General features: G+C 64.3%; 17 protein-coding genes. 8 read left to right on the top strand and 9 right to left on the bottom strand.

The window, feature by feature from the left end; all coding sequences use genetic code 11:
* Positions 1-88: 88 nt before the first annotated feature.
* Entirely contained in the window at positions 89-961 is an 873-nt protein-coding gene (locus tag ACV1FX_RS15410) for a carbohydrate ABC transporter permease (protein WP_473118397.1), read from the top strand.
* Positions 958-1,809: a carbohydrate ABC transporter permease gene (locus ACV1FX_RS15405; protein WP_458144929.1), complete on the top strand. Its 852-nt coding sequence runs from the start codon at positions 958-960 to the stop codon at positions 1,807-1,809. The genes ACV1FX_RS15410 and ACV1FX_RS15405 overlap by 4 nt, the downstream gene beginning before the upstream one ends.
* On the opposite strand, the gene ACV1FX_RS15400 is transcribed toward ACV1FX_RS15405, so the two are convergent.
* From ACV1FX_RS15400 to ACV1FX_RS15375, 6 genes are all read right to left on the bottom strand, one after another.
* On the bottom strand, positions 1,806-2,306 hold the full coding sequence (locus tag ACV1FX_RS15400) for a DUF6622 family protein (RefSeq protein ID WP_473118396.1): 501 nt from the start codon (positions 2,304-2,306) through the stop codon (positions 1,806-1,808). The genes ACV1FX_RS15405 and ACV1FX_RS15400 overlap by 4 nt on opposite strands.
* Before the next feature lie 13 nt (positions 2,307-2,319).
* Complete coding sequence (locus ACV1FX_RS15395) at positions 2,320-3,132, bottom strand: ABC transporter permease (protein WP_473118395.1); 813 nt, start codon at positions 3,130-3,132, stop codon at positions 2,320-2,322.
* 1 nt (position 3,133) lies between these two features.
* A complete protein-coding gene (locus ACV1FX_RS15390; protein ID WP_473118394.1) occupies positions 3,134-4,045 on the bottom strand; it encodes an ABC transporter permease in 912 nt (303 codons plus the stop codon).
* Complete coding sequence (locus ACV1FX_RS15385; RefSeq protein WP_473118393.1) at positions 4,042-5,211, bottom strand: ABC transporter ATP-binding protein; 1,170 nt, start codon at positions 5,209-5,211, stop codon at positions 4,042-4,044. Before ACV1FX_RS15385 ends, ACV1FX_RS15390 begins: the two co-directional genes overlap by 4 nt.
* Before the next feature lie 75 nt (positions 5,212-5,286).
* Positions 5,287-6,750 carry a glycerol-3-phosphate dehydrogenase gene (locus ACV1FX_RS15380; protein ID WP_473118392.1) on the bottom strand — a complete coding sequence of 488 codons (1,464 nt, stop codon included), beginning with the start codon at positions 6,748-6,750 and terminating at the stop codon, positions 5,287-5,289.
* Between the two features lie 41 nt (positions 6,751-6,791).
* Complete coding sequence (locus ACV1FX_RS15375; protein ID WP_473118391.1) at positions 6,792-9,476, bottom strand: sensor domain-containing protein; 2,685 nt, start codon at positions 9,474-9,476, stop codon at positions 6,792-6,794.
* Between the two features lie 211 nt (positions 9,477-9,687).
* Here ACV1FX_RS15375 and ACV1FX_RS15370 point away from each other — a divergent pair, with 211 nt between their 5' ends.
* The gene (locus tag ACV1FX_RS15370; protein ID WP_473118390.1) at positions 9,688-10,791 is read left to right on the top strand and encodes an NAD(P)/FAD-dependent oxidoreductase; all 1,104 of its coding nucleotides are present in this window, start codon (positions 9,688-9,690) and stop codon (positions 10,789-10,791) included.
* A 114-nt stretch (positions 10,792-10,905) separates the two neighbouring features.
* Here ACV1FX_RS15370 and ACV1FX_RS15365 read toward each other — a convergent pair whose 3' ends face one another.
* The gene (locus ACV1FX_RS15365) at positions 10,906-11,091 is read right to left on the bottom strand and encodes a YdcH family protein (protein ID WP_449376847.1); all 186 of its coding nucleotides are present in this window, start codon (positions 11,089-11,091) and stop codon (positions 10,906-10,908) included.
* A gap of 58 nt (positions 11,092-11,149) precedes the next feature.
* Positions 11,150-11,398: a hypothetical protein gene (locus ACV1FX_RS15360; RefSeq protein WP_473118389.1), complete on the bottom strand. Its 249-nt coding sequence runs from the start codon at positions 11,396-11,398 to the stop codon at positions 11,150-11,152.
* 24 nt (positions 11,399-11,422) lie between these two features.
* Here ACV1FX_RS15360 and ACV1FX_RS15355 point away from each other — a divergent pair, with 24 nt between their 5' ends.
* From ACV1FX_RS15355 to ACV1FX_RS15345, 3 genes are all read left to right on the top strand, one after another.
* Positions 11,423-11,629 carry a YdcH family protein gene (locus tag ACV1FX_RS15355; RefSeq protein WP_280966661.1) on the top strand — a complete coding sequence of 69 codons (207 nt, stop codon included), beginning with the start codon at positions 11,423-11,425 and terminating at the stop codon, positions 11,627-11,629.
* Between the two features lie 102 nt (positions 11,630-11,731).
* On the top strand, positions 11,732-11,947 hold the full coding sequence (locus ACV1FX_RS15350; RefSeq protein WP_473118388.1) for a hypothetical protein: 216 nt from the start codon (positions 11,732-11,734) through the stop codon (positions 11,945-11,947).
* Between the two features lie 24 nt (positions 11,948-11,971).
* On the top strand, positions 11,972-12,223 hold the full coding sequence (locus ACV1FX_RS15345) for a hypothetical protein (protein ID WP_254099838.1): 252 nt from the start codon (positions 11,972-11,974) through the stop codon (positions 12,221-12,223).
* Positions 12,224-12,310: 87 nt separating this feature from the next.
* Here the strand turns inward: ACV1FX_RS15345 and ACV1FX_RS15340 are convergent, their stop codons facing one another.
* On the bottom strand, positions 12,311-13,024 hold the full coding sequence (locus tag ACV1FX_RS15340) for a GGDEF domain-containing protein (RefSeq protein WP_473118387.1): 714 nt from the start codon (positions 13,022-13,024) through the stop codon (positions 12,311-12,313).
* Positions 13,025-13,166: 142 nt separating this feature from the next.
* Here ACV1FX_RS15340 and purE point away from each other — a divergent pair, with 142 nt between their 5' ends.
* Positions 13,167-13,655, top strand: coding sequence for a 5-(carboxyamino)imidazole ribonucleotide mutase (gene purE / locus ACV1FX_RS15335; protein ID WP_473118386.1), 489 nt, complete (start codon positions 13,167-13,169; stop codon positions 13,653-13,655).
* Positions 13,652-14,758, top strand: a complete 1,107-nt coding sequence (locus tag ACV1FX_RS15330; RefSeq protein WP_473118385.1) for a 5-(carboxyamino)imidazole ribonucleotide synthase — start codon at positions 13,652-13,654, stop codon at positions 14,756-14,758. The genes purE and ACV1FX_RS15330 overlap by 4 nt, the downstream gene beginning before the upstream one ends.
* Positions 14,759-14,762: the final 4 nt, after the last annotated feature.

Below are 14,762 nucleotides of genomic sequence, written 5' to 3'. Positions count from 1 at the left end.
CTTTGCCGGGAGAGGTGTAAAAACAACACCGGCCGCATTTTGCGGCCGGTAGCTCATTTGAAGAGTTTGAGAAGAGAGTTCGAAAAGAATGGCGATCACGCTCTCTGGCGATCAGGCGATAGCTTCGCCGCCTTTGTCGTCGCGGCTGACCCCGGCGCAGGTCTGGGGCATCGTGCTGCTCGCACCCTATTTCCTGGTCTTCCTGGCTTTCGTCGTCTATCCCGTCTGTTACGGGTTGTGGCTGGCGCGCCATCCCGAGAGCTATGTCGCGCTCTACAACGACCCGATCTTCGCGCGCGCCGCGGTCAACACGCTGATCTTCCTGGTCATCGGCATCAACATCAAGATGCTGATCGCGCTGTTCCTGTCCGGCTTCTTCGCTCAGCAGCGCACCTGGATCAAATGGCTTTCGGTGATCTTCATCCTGCCCTGGGCGGTGCCCTCGATCCCGACCATCCTGTCGGTGCGCTTCATGCTCAATCCCGAATGGGGCATGGTCAACCATTTCATCTTCAGCCTCACCGGCGATGACGGCCCGAACTGGCTGAACGATCCGACCGTTGCGCTGTCCATGGCGATCGCCGTGCACATCTGGAAATCGTTGCCGTTCTGGACGCTGATCCTGATCACCGGACGCCTTGCGATCTCGCACGATCTGTTCGAGGCCGCCGATGTCGACGGCGCGAGCTGGTGGCAGAAATTCCGCTACATCACCTGGCCGTCGATGCAGACGCTCTACGTGACCTGCACGCTGCTCTCGATGATCTGGACGCTCGGGGACTTCAACAGCGTCTATCTGCTCACCGGCGGCGGCCCGGCCGACCTCACGCACGTGCTGTCGACACTCGGCATTCGCTATCTCCGGCTCGACCAGCTCTCGCTCGCGATGGCTTCCATCGTCTGCGCGATGCCGTTCGTCCTGCCGCTCGTGTACTTCATGATGAAACGGTTGTCGCGATGAAGCTCCCTACCCTGCGCGAAGTCGCGACCGAAGCAAAGTTGCTGCTGATCGGAATCCCGGTCTTCATCTGGACGATGGTGCCGATCTATCACATGTTCCTGTTCGCGATCTCCCCGAAGGAGGACGCGTTCTCCGGAAAGCTGTGGCCGGACCATCCGACGCTGCACAACTTCTCGATTGTGTTCAATCAGCAGCACTATTTCCTGCGCGACTTCTACGTCCAGTTCTGGAATTCGGTGGTGATCGCGGCAGCCGTCGGCGCACTGACGCTGTTCATCGCCACCGCCGCAGCGTTCTCGATCTCACGGCTCAAGGTGCCCGGCGGGCGCGTGGTGATGAACCTTGCGCTCTTCACCTATTTCATCCCGGCGGCGTTCCTTGCCGTGCCGATGTACCGGACCATGGGCAATTACGGCCTCCTCAACAATCACTGGTCGCTGATCCTTGCGATGGTCACCATCGCCTCGCCCTATGCGATCTGGGTGCTGAAGCAGGCTTCCGACAAGCTGCCGGTCGAGCTCGATGAAGCCGCGGTGATGGACGGCGCCACCACGCTGCAGATCTTCCGCCTGGTCTATCTGCCCCTGATGATGCCCTCGCTGGTCGCAATCGGCACCTATGCAGTGCTGCTCGCCTGGAACGAATATCTCTACGCGTTCCTGCTGCTGTCGAACGATCGCGAGATCACCCTCCCCGTCGCGCTCGGCAACTTCCTCGCAGCCGACGACTCGCCGTGGGAGCTGTTGATGACGACCGGCTTCATCTACGCGCTGCCGCCTGCCGCGATCTACTACGCCTTCCGTCGTTACATGGTGGGCGGCCTCACCGCGGGTGCGGTGAAGTCTTAATCATCGGCAGCACGCTTCCTGCGATACGCAATCAGGAGGGCGGCCGTCGAGCCGATGAAATAGCCCGCGGTCGCGCCCGAGATGGCACGGCCGGCGATGATAGCGAGCGCGCGGTCACCAGCGTCGATCGCCGAAATCACGCCGACCGTGTATTGCAGGCCGAATACGATGAGGTTGCGGATCAGGCCAAACGCGCTGCCCGGCCGGATGATCTCTCCGCTCTTGTGATCCACCTCGAACGGGCGCGGCGTCAGGATGCCGAGCGGCAGCAGCGCCAGCGCCGCCGCACCCCACGCAACGAGCGGCCACGCGCTGTCCTGATGTCCGAAGCCGATCCGCGAGACGCCCCAGACGATGAACACGACCGGCACGATCAGTGCGCGCCAGATCGGCGTCGTGCGCGGCTGCATGGCCTTGATGCCCTGCCACACCAGGAAGGCAAGCAGCGCGAACACCCAGACCGGGGTATGGATCAGTATCTGATAAACGAAGGTCATGATTATTCCCTGCTCAAAGCGGCGCCGCGCTCTCGCCCTGCGAGCTCGACAGCTTCGAGGCGAGCGAGGCGATGACGATGACGATTGCGATCAGGCCGATCACCAGCGTGCAGATCGCGTTGATCTCGGGCTTCACCCCGAGCCGGACCTCGGAATAGATCCGGATCGGCAGCGTCGCCGAGCCGGGGCCGGTGGTGAAGCTCGCGATCACGAGATCGTCGAGCGACAGCGTGAATGCCAGCATCCAGCCGGCCACGATCGCGGGCGCAATCAGCGGCAGCGTGACCGACAGGAATGCACGCACCGGGGCGCAACCGAGATCCATGGCGGCTTCCTCGAGCGAGCGGTCGAGCGAGCCGAGGCGCGACTGCACCACCACTGCGACGAAGCACATGGTCAGCGTGGTGTGCGCGATCGTCACGGTCCAGAAGCCGCGCTCGGCGTTCAGGGCGACGAACAGCAGCAGGAGGGACAGGCCTGTGATCACCTCGGGCATCACCAGCGGCGCATAAAGCATGCCCGAGAACAGCATGCGGCCACGAAATCCTTCGCCGCGCGACAGTGCCACGGCGGCCAGCGTTCCAAGCACGGTCGCGATGCTGGCGGATGCGACGGCGACACGCAGACTCATCCAGGCCGCCTCGATCATGGCGCTGTCGTTGAAGAACTCGCGGTACCAGCGCAGCGACCAGCCGCCCCACACCGTCACCAACCGCGAGGCATTGAAGGAATAGATGACGAGAATGAGGATCGGCAGGTAAAGGAACGCCAGCCCCAGCGCGAGCGAGGCGACGTTGAAGCGGGACAGGCGAGCGACCTTGCGCATCTCACCGCTTCTCCAATTGCCGCCGCTGGACCCGCTCGTACAGCAACAGCGGTGCGAGCAGCACGACCAGCAGGATGATGGCGGCTGCGGAAGCGACGGGCCAGTCCTTGTTGGTGAAGAATTCCAGCCATAGCGTCTGGCCGATCATCAGCGAGTTCGACCCGGCCAGGAGATCCGGGATCACGAACTCGCCGACGATCGGAATGAAGCACAGCAAGACGCCGGCGCCGACGCCGGGCAGCGACAGCGGAAAAGTGACGAGCCAGAACACCGCTCCCGGCGGCGCGCCGAGATCGGCGGCGGCTTCCTCGAGCGCCGGCTCCATCTTGGCCAGCGTCGCATAAAGCGGCAGGATCATGAACGGCAGATAGGAATAGACGATCCCGAGATACATCGCGCTGTCGGTGGATAGCCACACCACCGGCTGGCTGACGACATGCAACGCGAGCAGGATTTTGTTCAAGAGCCCATCATGCTGCAGAATGTTGATCCAGGCATAGATGCGGATCAGGAACGAGGTCCAGAACGGCACGATCACCAGCACCATCGCCACCGCCTGCCAGCGCTTCGGCAGCCGCGCCATGCCATAGGCGATGGGATAGCCGATCAGGAGCAGTATCGCGGTGGCCGTGATCGCGACCGTGAGGCTTCTGACATAGGCGAAGACATAGAGGTCGTCGGAGACCAGCAGCTTGAAATTGTCGACCGACAGCGAGCTGAAGGCGGCCTCGAGCGCCGCCCATCCTGCCGTCAGGTCGAACACCGGCTCGTAAGGCGGCTGCGCGATCGCCGTCTGCGAGAGGCTGATCTTCAGCACGAAGCCGAACGGCACCAGGAAGAACAGCGCCATCCAGAGGTAAGGCGCGATCGCGGCGAAGCGAGCGGGCCTCGCAAAGATGCGGCGCGCGCTCATTGCTCGAGCACCACGCAATCGTTGGACGTGAACCATGCCACCACGCGTTGGTTCAGGCTGTACGCATCAGCATCGCGGCGCACCGTATTCGCGATCGCCGACTGCACCGTGCCGCCGGCATCGAGCTTCACCCTGTAGGTGGTGATGCCGCCGAGATAGCAGATGTCGCTGACGGTGCCTTCCAGCCGGTTGATCGCCGGCCCCTGGTCCGCATCACCACCGAGCCCACGGCGCGAAAGTTTGACCTTCTCGGGACGGATCGCGACGGTCAGCTCGGACTTGCCGACTGGCGTGCCGGGCTCAGCCACCACGAGTGCTCCGGCATCGCGAGTCGCAATGACGAGGCGATGGGCTTCATGCGATTGCACCTCGCCTTCGAACAGGTTGATATCGCCGACGAACTGCGCGATCCAGCGCGAATGTGGCGCTTCATAGAGCTCTCGCGGCGATGCGACCTGCACGAGCCTGCCGGCGTCCATCACGCCGATCCTCGTCGCCATCGTCATGGCCTCTTCCTGGTCGTGGGTGACGATGATGAAGGTCATGCCGAGCCGGCGTTGCAGCTCCATCAGCTCGGCTTGCGTATTCTCGCGAAGCTTCTTGTCGAGCGCAGCCAGCGGCTCGTCAAGCAGAAGCAGTTGCGGGCGGCGCGCCAGCGCACGCGCCAGCGCGACACGCTGGCGCTGGCCGCCGGAGAGCTGGTCCGGCTTGCGCTTCTCCATCCCCTCCAGCTTCACCAGCGCGACCATCTCGGCGACGCGCGTGGCGATATCGGCGCGCGCCATGCCGGCGCGCCTCAGACCGAACGCAATGTTGTCGCGCACCGACAGATGCGGAAACAGCGCGTAGCTCTGGAACATCATGTTGATGGGCCGCTCATGCGGCAGCGCCTGCGCGATGTCGTCACCGCCGAGCAGGATGCGCCCTTCGTCCGGCGCCTCGAAACCGGCCAGCATGCGGAGCAGCGTGGTCTTGCCGCAGCCGGAGGGACCCAGCAGTGCAAAGAACTCGCCTGCCCGGATGTCGAGCGACACGCCGTCGACAGCGCGGAAGGCGCCGAAACTCTTCACCACGCCGTCGATGCGCAGCAGCGGACCATCCGCCCCCGGACGCGCGCCGGGCCTCGCCGCGGCAGCCGCCTTGATCGCTTGTAGTTCGTCAGCCATGTTCCCTGCCGGCCCCAATGCAGCCGCACGCTAGCGGCGGAACGTCCCCGGCTCAACCGGTTCGGTGCTGATCATTCACACCGCATTCGCCATGAACGTCGCCAGCGCCTCGCGGTCGGCGGGCGGCATGGTCAGGCCGAGCTTGGAGCGGCGCCACAGGACGTCGTCGGGAAAGCGAGCCCATTCGGTCTGCATCAGGTATCGCACCTCGGCTCCCGTGAGTTCAGGACCGAAAGCCGGCCCCAGTTCGGCACGACTCGTCGCCTCGCCCAGCACGACTGGAAGCCGCGAGCCATAGGCGCCGACGAGGCGCTGCGCCTGCGCCTCGGAGAGAAAGCGCCAGCGCTCGCGCGCGGCATCGACTTCCACCTCGAAGCTCTGCCAGGGAAAGTCCCCGCCCGGAAGCGCCGCCGCCACCGTCCAGGGCCGCGACATCGGGTAGAACGGCGTCAGCCTGGTCACCGCCCGCTCCGCGCGCCACCGCGCGGTCGTGACGTCACCGCCGAACATCGTGAGCAGCGGCGCCTTGCGGCGCCGCGCATCGAATGCAGGCGCGCCACCCCGCCTGCGCGCGACCTCCGGCGCCAGATTGACACCCGACATCGTCCGGACCACGTCGGCCGGCGCGACAGGCTCGCGGAAATAGCGACTGGCGGCCTCGCAGAGATAGGTCACATCACTCGCCGGCATGGCGACGATCGCCGGATCGCCCCTGAAGGCGCGCGTGACGGTACCGATCAGGGTGAAATCACGCGCGAACGGGCTTGCGAAGATCAGCCGGCCATCGCTGTTCTGGAAGACGTAGACATTGTCGGACTCGAACAGCCGCGGCACGACGATCTGGCTGATCTGCACGGCAGCCCCCGCGCGCGGTGGCGGCTGTCGGAGCACGGTCTCGGCGACGCTCACGCTCCATCCGCCGCTGGTGTTCGCGAGCGCGCGGGTCGTGATGACCCTGCGGTGGCCGCGATCGATGACGACGAGCCGCCAGATATCGGTGCGATCGGCCCGCACGCAACGCGCGCCGGGACGGATCACCGCACCACGCTCCGCCGCATCCAGCGCAGTCAGGACCATGAGCCTGGAATCATCGACGACGCAGTCCGAATATTCAAAGGCGAGACCGAACGGCCGTCTCAACGCGTTGCCAACCGGATGATGCGTGATGTCGATGGTCGCGGACGGCGGCAAGCCGCCGCGCCCCGCTAGGCGGTCGTAGAGCAGGAGACCGGCGCGCAGCAGCCAGGGTGGACGTTCATCGGAATGCGCGGGGATCACGAAGCGCATCGGACGGACCAGATGCGGGGCAATCGCGAGCCACACCTTCCGCTCGGCCAGCGCCCGGCGCACACGGCGGAAACCGCGACGCTCCAGCACCGAGAGATCGCCGTGGATCAGGTGCGGCGTCGCCGAGGAGGCCGCACCGCCGAGATCGCCCTGCTCGAACAGGATGACACGAAGGCCGCGCCCGGCGGCGTCGCGCGCGATGCTGACGCCGTTCAGGCCACCGCCGATGATCGCGAGGTCGTAATCCGCCATGAGGCCGTCGTGAACGAACGAAGCAAGGACTTCGCCAATCACTAGCCGGTCTTGAGCGCAAGCTCCATCGTCTCGGCGCGGCCGATGAGACGGCCATATTGCCCGATCGGCAGGGGCTTGCCGAGCAGATAACCCTGCACGCCGTCGCAGCCTTCCTTGGCGAGGAAGGCGAGTTGTTCGATCGTCTCGACGCCTTCGGCGATGATCGACATTTCGAGGCCATGACCGAGCTCGATCACGGCGCGCACGATCGCCGCCGATTGCGGGTTGCGGCCGAGATTGATCACAAAGGCGCGGTCGATCTTGATCTTGTCGAACGGGAACGCCTGGAGATAGCTCAGCGAGGAATAGCCGCTGCCGAAATCGTCCATCGAGATGCGCACGCCGAGCGCCTTCAGGCGACGCAGCAGCGCGAGGCCGCGATCAAAATCCTCGATCAGCACGCCCTCGGTGATTTCGAGCTCGAGCCGGCCGGGGGCGAGCCCGGTCTCCAGCAGGATCGAATGGACGAGGCCGACCACGTCGCCATGGGCAAACTGCGCCGGCGACAGGTTCACCGCGACCTGGAGCGGCTTGGCCCAGGAGGCTGCCTCGCGGCAGGCCTGGCGCAGGATCCACTCGCCCATCTCGACGATCAGGCCGCTTTCCTCCGCGATCGGGATGAACTCGGCCGGCGAGACCTGGCCGCGGACCGGATGCTGCCAGCGCGCGAGCGCCTCGAAGCCGATGATCTCGCTCTCGGCGACGGTGTGGCCGGCGATGCCCTGCGGCTGGAACGCGAGCGAGAGCTCGCCGTTCTTGATCGCCTTCGACAGGTCCTGGTGCAGCACGCGACGGTCGCGGATCTGCTGGTCCATCTCGGGCTGGTAGAGGCTGATCGTGCCACGCGACTTCTGCTTGGCGCGGAACAGCGCCGCGCCGGCATTGGCGAGCAGCGAAGCACCATCCGCCCCGTTGTGCGGGAAGACCGATATGCCGGTGGTAACCCCGGCGCGCACCGCGCGACCGTCGATCTGGAATTCCTTGGCAAGCGCATTGCCGAGCTGCCGCGCAAGCGCAAGGCCCGCCTCCGGCTGCTTGCCGTCGATGATCAGACCGAACTCGTCGCCGGACAGGCGCGCCACCACGCCGCCCCGGGCTGCGTCCTGGAGCCGCTGGGCGACCTCCACCAGCAGCTTGTCGCCGAGCGCATGGCCGAAGACGTCATTGACCTCCTTCAGCCCGTCAAGGTCGACACATAGCACCGCGAATTCTTCGCTGGTGCCCTCGCAGGCCTCGATCATCTGCGTCAGCGCCTGGAGGAAGGCGGCGCGGTTCGGCAAATCGGTCAGGCCATCATGATAGGCCATGTGCGCCATGCGCGACTCGGTCTGCCGACGGTCGGTCACGTCTTCATGGGTCTTGATCAGATATTCCGGCTCGCCGGCATCGCTGAGCACGGTGGCGCGGCGGGTGAGGAACAGCCGCAGGCCATCCTTGGTCGAGATCGGATGCTCCTCGGTGATCATCCCCCGTTTCTTGATCGCCGCCTCGTCGCGGGCGATGATCAGCTTGGCTTCCTTGGGGTTGAAGATGTCCGCGGAGGTCAGACCCGTCGCCTCCTCGCGCTTGCGGTTGAGGATGGCTTCGGCGCTGCGATTGGCGAGTAGATAGCGGCCGTCCTTGACCTGCTCGACGATCAACGCCACCGGGATGTTGTCGACCACGAGCTCGAGGAACTTTTTGGTATTCTCGAGCTCCTGCGAAAGCGACCGCCGGTCAGTGATGTCCTCGAAAACGAGCAGCAGGAATTCAGGCTGGTTATGTTCATTGCGGACCACGATCCGGATCGACGCAACCATGCGACGCGCCGACCCGCGCTCGACCTCGAATTCGTTGCGGAACTGTCCGTTGGGAGAGTTGAGCGCGGCCCGGTCGGCTGCCTCGATGCTGCTCGCCGAGCTAGGCGCAAACAGCTCCCGCGCATTCTTGCCGACGGCGTAGTCCCTCGACAATCCCCAGAAGCGCTCATAGGCACTGTTCGCGAAGATGTAGCGGCCGTCCTCGATGTTCTTTGCCGCTACGCATGCCGGCACATTGTCGAGCACCGATTCCAGGAACTGCTTGGTGGAGGCAAGCTGCCGCGACAGATTGCGCTGCTCGCTGACGTCGAGATGCGTTGCCACCGAGCCGCCCCTGGGCAGCACGAAATACTTGACCAGAATGGCGCGCCCGTCCGGAAGCTCGGTGATCAGGCCGTTGGGACTTGCCGCCTTCTCGTAGAACTCCTCGTCGGTGACCCCGAGCACGCCGCGATCACGGCGCAGCTTGAGAAGGTCTACCCCGTTCATGTCGGTCCAGAGGTCCGACCGCGCCAACCCGTAGATGTCGAGATAGCGGTCATTGCAGAAGATGATCCGCATTTGCGCATCGGTCATCACCACGCCCTGGTTGAGGTTGTTCAGGGCGGAAGAGACGAAGGCATTGCGCCTGAGCTGCGTGCGCCTGGCGCGCAGCAACGCGGAGTGGATCCACAGCACGATAGCCGCCAGCAGCGAGCACGCCGCGATGCCGCCGAGCAGCGCCTCCCAGACCAGATTGGGATCGAGCCTGCCCAGATAGCTCTGCGGAGCAAAATCGTCGGACAGCGCAAAGGCGCGCGCGGGCGCGACCGTGCAGGCCAGGCACACCAGGGCCTGCACAGACGTCAAAATCGTGCCGCTCGCGTGCCAGTTCTTGTCAGCCATCAGCCACCCGAGATTTCAACTCCGGATTGTCTGGCCTCACGGGTTGGGATCGGGTAAACGCCTGTCAGCACGACAGAAAAATGTGACGCCAGATACGGCAATTGCCCTGACATGATAAATTCTTCCTTAATGGAGAGCCGCCTTGGCCGCGGTTCCTTAAGTCTCTCGTTAGGCCCGTCGGTCCTGTCGCTCACGAACCTCCCGCCCCACCATGGATAGAGTTGACTGCGTCGTCGTCGGAGCGGGCGTGGTCGGGCTCGCGGTCGCCCGAAAGCTCGCCCAGGCCGGGCGCGAGGTGATCGTGCTGGAAGCGGCGGAGGCCATCGGCACCGTTACCTCCTCGCGCAACAGCGAGGTGATCCATGCCGGGATCTACTACCGGGCAGGAAGCTGGATGGCGCGGCTCTGCGTCAGCGGCAAGCATGAGCTCTACCGCTACTGCGCCGAGCGCAACATCCCGCACAAGAATTGCGGCAAGCTGATCGTTGCGACGAATTCGAAAGAGACCGAGAAGCTGCAATCGATCAAGACGCATGCCGAGGCCAATGGCGTGCTCGACATGCAGATGCTCGCAGGCGACGCCGCGCGCGCGCTGGAGCCGGCGCTGGCCTGCGATGCCGCGCTGCTCTCGCCCTCGACCGGCATCATCGACAGCCACGCCTACATGCTCTCGCTGCTCGGCGAGGCCGAAGCGGCGGGAGCCGCGTTCGCGTTTCACACGCCGCTGATCCGCGCCAAGGCATCAGGCGGCGGCGTCGAAATCGATGCCGGCGGCGAAGCGCCGATGACGCTGCAATGCAGCCTGCTGGTCAACGCGGCAGGTCTTTCGGCGACGACGGTGGCGCGCAACATCGACGGCATGCCGGTCGACCGGATTCCTCCGGCCTATCTCGCCAAGGGCAACTATTTCAGCTGCAGCGCCAAGGCGCCGTTCTCACGGCTGATCTATCCGGTGCCTGAGCCCGGCGGACTCGGCGTGCATCTCACCCTGGACATGGCGGGCCAGGCGCGCTTCGGTCCCGATGTGGAGTGGATCGAAACGATCGACTACGCCGTCGATCCCACACGCGCAGAGCGATTCTATCCGGCGATCCGCAAATACTGGCCGGACCTGCCTGATGGTGCGTTGATGCCGAGCTACTCGGGCATTCGGCCGAAGATCGTCCCGCCGGCGGTGGCCACGCAGGATTTTCTGATGCAGGGCCCGCGCGATCACGGCGTGGACGGCCTCATCAATCTCTTCGGTATCGAGTCGCCCGGCCTGACGTCATCGCTTGCGATCGCCGACTACGTCGCCGAACTCGCAAACATCTAGGCGTCGCACGAAATCAATCGCACGATGCATCACACCTCGACGCAGGGATGAGCGCAACAGCTCTCAACCCTGCGTGCAGGGTGCGAGATCAGGTCTGGTCTGTGTACGGGGGTACTAGTGGAGCGTGTCGTCGGTACCGTGCCTCAACCGCTCGATCTGGTCCTTGACCATCAACTTCCGGCGCTTCAACTCAACAATTTGCAGGTCGTCTGTTGAAAGGTGCACGAGAGCTTCGTGCAATTCGTTTTCGAGAAGTTTGTGTTTCCGCTCCAATTCAACAAGATGTGCCTGAATTGTCATTCGAAAACTCCTCGGTAGGGTTGAACCTCAGGATTCGATCCGGACGGAGAAGTGTACATCACCGATTCGTTCTGTCGATAAGTATCCGTCGTCCCCCTGTCATTTTTGAAAATTCATATGTAATGAACAGTGAGTAAGGAACCGCGACAGGAATCATCCATGATTTCAATGCGCCCTGTGCGCTGGCGTCGCGAGCCGCTGAAATATCTTTGCGCGAGAGCGTTGATGGAAGACCCAGATCGCTTGCGATCACGTCGCGCAAGGACGATACTTTCCACAGGCCTTCCACAGGCTTTCGCAACCTCATCGGGTTTTCCGGCTACCGCACATCATGACCAATGAAAACGAGCGCGAACTCGAAGCCGAGCTCGCCCGGTTGCAGCAGGAACACCGAGATCTCGATGCGGCGATCGATGCGTTGCATCAATCGCCCGCCCCCGACCTGTTGCGGTTGCAGCGCCTGAAGAAACGCAAGCTGTTGTTGCGCGACCGTATCGCCTTCATCGAAGACCAGATCACGCCGGACATCATCGCCTGATCGCGGCCCTCTGCCCGATGCGTTTTCCGCAGTCGGATTCCTCTTGACTCGAAAAGAACAAAAGAAGAACATTCGAGCATCAACCGTTTCCGGGGGAATGCCATGTCCGAAGCCGCCTTCGACAACAGCCACTATGAGCAAGCCTGTGATCAGGCGATCGCGATGTGTGACGGCAATCTGCGCAGCACCATCAAGGCGCTGATCATGGCCAACGAATATCTGGAAGCGGAACTCGAGGAATTGCAGGCGGCAATTTCCGCCGGCTGCATTCCGGAAACGTCGCGCAACAAGATGCGGAGCACCTCCAGCGCCGCGTGAGCCAACGAGCACTCGGAGCCGACCATGTCCGATGTCACCTACTACGTCGCACTGCCTTTCCTCACCGACGAAGACGGATCGCCGGTCGCGGGCGCTGCGGAGGAATGTCAGACCTCGGCCGCCGCGCTACGTCGCGCCGAGATCCTGGCGCACGGCGCCGGCCATATCGGCGCGATCGCGTTCAGCCGCAGCGGCGATCCCATGACCGGCGAGTTCGGCGACGCCAAGCTGCTGCGCAAGTTCGGCAATGTGCCGGAAGATCTCAGTGCGCTGTAACCAAAGCAGGATGAGTTGTGGTGCAATCAATGCAAGCCGAGGGACCACCCTTCCCGAAGGGAGAGGTGGAGCACAGACCATCACGCATTAACTGCTGATCAGCCTGATCCGCGGCTCGTGCCGCCGCTGCGCCTTGCGCACGTACATGGCCGCATCGGCTTCCTCCAGCGCGCGGCCCGCCTCGGCGTGAGATCCCAGCAGCGCGACGCCGGCGGAGGCGCCCGCATTCACACGCTGGCCACGAAAGACAAAGGACAGGTCGTCGATGGCCTGCTCGAAAGCCGCTGCCTTCGCCTTGGCGTCGGTCTCGCTGAGATTCCACAGCAGCAGCGCAAACTCGTCGCCGCCGAGGCGGCCGACCACGTCAGAGGCACGCACCTGCCGCGTCAGCGTGGCGGCGATCGCCTTGAGCACCTCGTCACCAGCGGCATGACCGAAGTTGTCGTTGATGGGCTTCAGGCGGTCGACATCGAGCACGATCAGCGCGCCGCGGGCGGCGTAACGCGTCATGTAGGCGATCGCACGGTGCAGCTCGCGCTCGAAGCCGCGCCGATTCGGGATGCCGAGCAGGAAGTCCGTGTCGGCGGCAGCTTCAAGCTCGTCGATGCGCCGCTGGGCCTGGGCGAGCCGGGTGCGCAGGCCGCGGATGATCGCCTTGGCCTCGTTCCCGGCATTTTCCTTGGCTTCGTCGGTGGTCGCAGCCGCCCGGGCTACGCGCCTGGCCGCAGGTTTGGATCGGCTCCCGCTGCTTTTCCGGCCCTTTTTTGCCTTCGCAGCGATCGCCCTTTTTGGTTTCTTCATGGGCGTCCTGCTCAATGAAGGCTTGCGGGGATTCACCAAGACAGGATAGTGCATTCCCTTCTCCTTGCCACCGCCTTGCGAGCCGCCGGCCGGACCCGTTAATCTGGCCTATGTTTCTGTATTCCCGAGCACAATTGACGTCATGACCGCGCCGATCGCCATCATCATGGGAAGCCAGTCGGATTGGGACACCATGCGGCACGCCGCCGATACGCTCACAGCGCTCGGTGTCGCCTGCGAAAGCCGCATCGTCTCGGCCCACCGTACTCCGGAACGGTTGTTTACCTTTGCCAAGGGCGCCAAGGCCGAGGGCTTCAAGGTCATCATTGCCGGCGCCGGCGGCGCCGCGCATCTGCCCGGCATGACGGCTTCCCTGACGGAACTGCCGGTGTTCGGCGTTCCCGTCGAATCCAAGGCGCTGAAAGGCGTCGATTCGCTGCACTCGATCGTCCAGATGCCCGCCGGCATTCCGGTCGGGACGCTCGCCATCGGCAAGGCGGGCGCGATCAATGCGGCGCTACTCGCCGCGGCCGTGCTGGCGCTGTCCGATCCGGCGCTGTCGAAACGCCTTGTGGCCTGGCGCAAGGCGCAGACCGACGCCGTGGCCGAGCGCCCGGAGGACAAGGCGTGACTGGCACCAAACGGGTGAAGCTGAAGCCCGGCGACACCATCGGCATCCTCGGCGGCGGACAATTGGGACGGATGCTTGCGATGGCCGCGGCGCGGCTCGGCCTGCGCTGCCAGGTGTTCTCGCCCGATCCGGACTCACCGGCCTTCGACGTCGTCCTCAACGCGACCTGCGCGGAATATGCCGACGTCGAGGCGCTCGAGCTGTTCGCGAACGACGTCGACGTCATCACCTACGAATTCGAGAACGTGCCGGCCGCGGCCGCGCTGGTTCTGGACGCGCGACGTCCCGTGCTGCCCAACCGCAAGATCCTCGAAACCACCCAGGACCGGCTCGCCGAGAAGGATTTTGTCACCCGGCTCGGGATCGGCACCGCCGCCTATGCCGACGTCACCTCGGTCGCCTCGTTGCGCGAGGCGGTCGTCAGGATCGGGCTTCCGGCCGTGCTGAAGACGCGCCGCTTCGGCTATGACGGCAAGGGCCAGGCGATCATCCGCGAGGGTGACGACATCGCGAAAGTCTGGACCAGCCTCGGCACCAAGTCGGCGATCTTGGAGGCCTTCGTGCCGTTCGAGCGCGAGATTTCCGTGATCGCCGCGCGCTCGGCCGAAGGCCGGGTCGAATGTTTCGACGTCACCGAGAACGAGCATCGCGATCACATCCTGAAAGTGTCCCGCGCACCGGCCGCCATACCGGATGCGCTCGCCGAAGAGGCGCGCAACGTCGCCGGCAAGATCGCCGACGCGCTCGATTATGTCGGCGTGCTGGCGGTCGAGATGTTCGTGCTCGCCAACGGCACGGGACCGAAGGTGCTGGTGAACGAGATTGCGCCGCGCGTGCATAATTCCGGGCACTGGACGCTCGACGGCGCGTCCGTCTCGCAGTTCGAGCAGCATATCCGCGCCATCGCCGGCTGGCCGCTCGGCAAGCCCGTGCGGCACGGCGAGGTGGTCACCATGACCAACCTGATCGGCGACGAGATCAACCGCTACCAGGAATGGTTGACCGTGCCGGGCGCGACCGTCCACGTCTACGGCAAGGGCACGCCGCGCCCGGGCCGTAAGATGGGCCACATCACCGAAGTGCTTCCGGCCCGCGACAACTGAGACA

This window comes from Bradyrhizobium ingae (assembly GCF_055791185.1).
This window is presented reverse-complemented; position numbering and strand designations above follow the sequence as displayed.

What these genes read in the sequence shown, in the direction of transcription:
- ACV1FX_RS15350 (WP_473118388.1), top strand. Translation starts at nt 11,732, where the DNA reads ATGTCCGAAGCCGCCTTCGACAACAGCCACTATGAGCAAGCCTGTGAT.
- ACV1FX_RS15395 (WP_473118395.1), bottom strand. Translation starts at nt 3,132, where the DNA reads ATGCGCAAGGTCGCTCGCCTGTCCCGCTTCAACGTCGCCTCGCTCGCG.
- ACV1FX_RS15405 (WP_458144929.1), top strand. Translation starts at nt 958, where the DNA reads ATGAAGCTCCCTACCCTGCGCGAAGTCGCGACCGAAGCAAAGTTGCTG.
- ACV1FX_RS15380 (WP_473118392.1), bottom strand. Translation starts at nt 6,750, where the DNA reads ATGGCGGATTACGACCTCGCGATCATCGGCGGTGGCCTGAACGGCGTC.
- ACV1FX_RS15375 (WP_473118391.1), bottom strand. Translation starts at nt 9,476, where the DNA reads ATGGCTGACAAGAACTGGCACGCGAGCGGCACGATTTTGACGTCTGTG.
- ACV1FX_RS15410 (WP_473118397.1), top strand. Translation starts at nt 89, where the DNA reads ATGGCGATCACGCTCTCTGGCGATCAGGCGATAGCTTCGCCGCCTTTG.
- ACV1FX_RS15345 (WP_254099838.1), top strand. Translation starts at nt 11,972, where the DNA reads ATGTCCGATGTCACCTACTACGTCGCACTGCCTTTCCTCACCGACGAA.
- ACV1FX_RS15400 (WP_473118396.1), bottom strand. Translation starts at nt 2,306, where the DNA reads ATGACCTTCGTTTATCAGATACTGATCCATACCCCGGTCTGGGTGTTC.
- purE (WP_473118386.1), top strand. Translation starts at nt 13,167, where the DNA reads ATGACCGCGCCGATCGCCATCATCATGGGAAGCCAGTCGGATTGGGAC.
- ACV1FX_RS15385 (WP_473118393.1), bottom strand. Translation starts at nt 5,211, where the DNA reads ATGGCTGACGAACTACAAGCGATCAAGGCGGCTGCCGCGGCGAGGCCC.
- ACV1FX_RS15365 (WP_449376847.1), bottom strand. Translation starts at nt 11,091, where the DNA reads ATGACAATTCAGGCACATCTTGTTGAATTGGAGCGGAAACACAAACTT.
- ACV1FX_RS15370 (WP_473118390.1), top strand. Translation starts at nt 9,688, where the DNA reads ATGGATAGAGTTGACTGCGTCGTCGTCGGAGCGGGCGTGGTCGGGCTC.
- ACV1FX_RS15355 (WP_280966661.1), top strand. Translation starts at nt 11,423, where the DNA reads ATGACCAATGAAAACGAGCGCGAACTCGAAGCCGAGCTCGCCCGGTTG.
- ACV1FX_RS15390 (WP_473118394.1), bottom strand. Translation starts at nt 4,045, where the DNA reads ATGAGCGCGCGCCGCATCTTTGCGAGGCCCGCTCGCTTCGCCGCGATC.
- ACV1FX_RS15340 (WP_473118387.1), bottom strand. Translation starts at nt 13,024, where the DNA reads ATGAAGAAACCAAAAAGGGCGATCGCTGCGAAGGCAAAAAAGGGCCGG.
- ACV1FX_RS15360 (WP_473118389.1), bottom strand. Translation starts at nt 11,398, where the DNA reads ATGAGGTTGCGAAAGCCTGTGGAAGGCCTGTGGAAAGTATCGTCCTTG.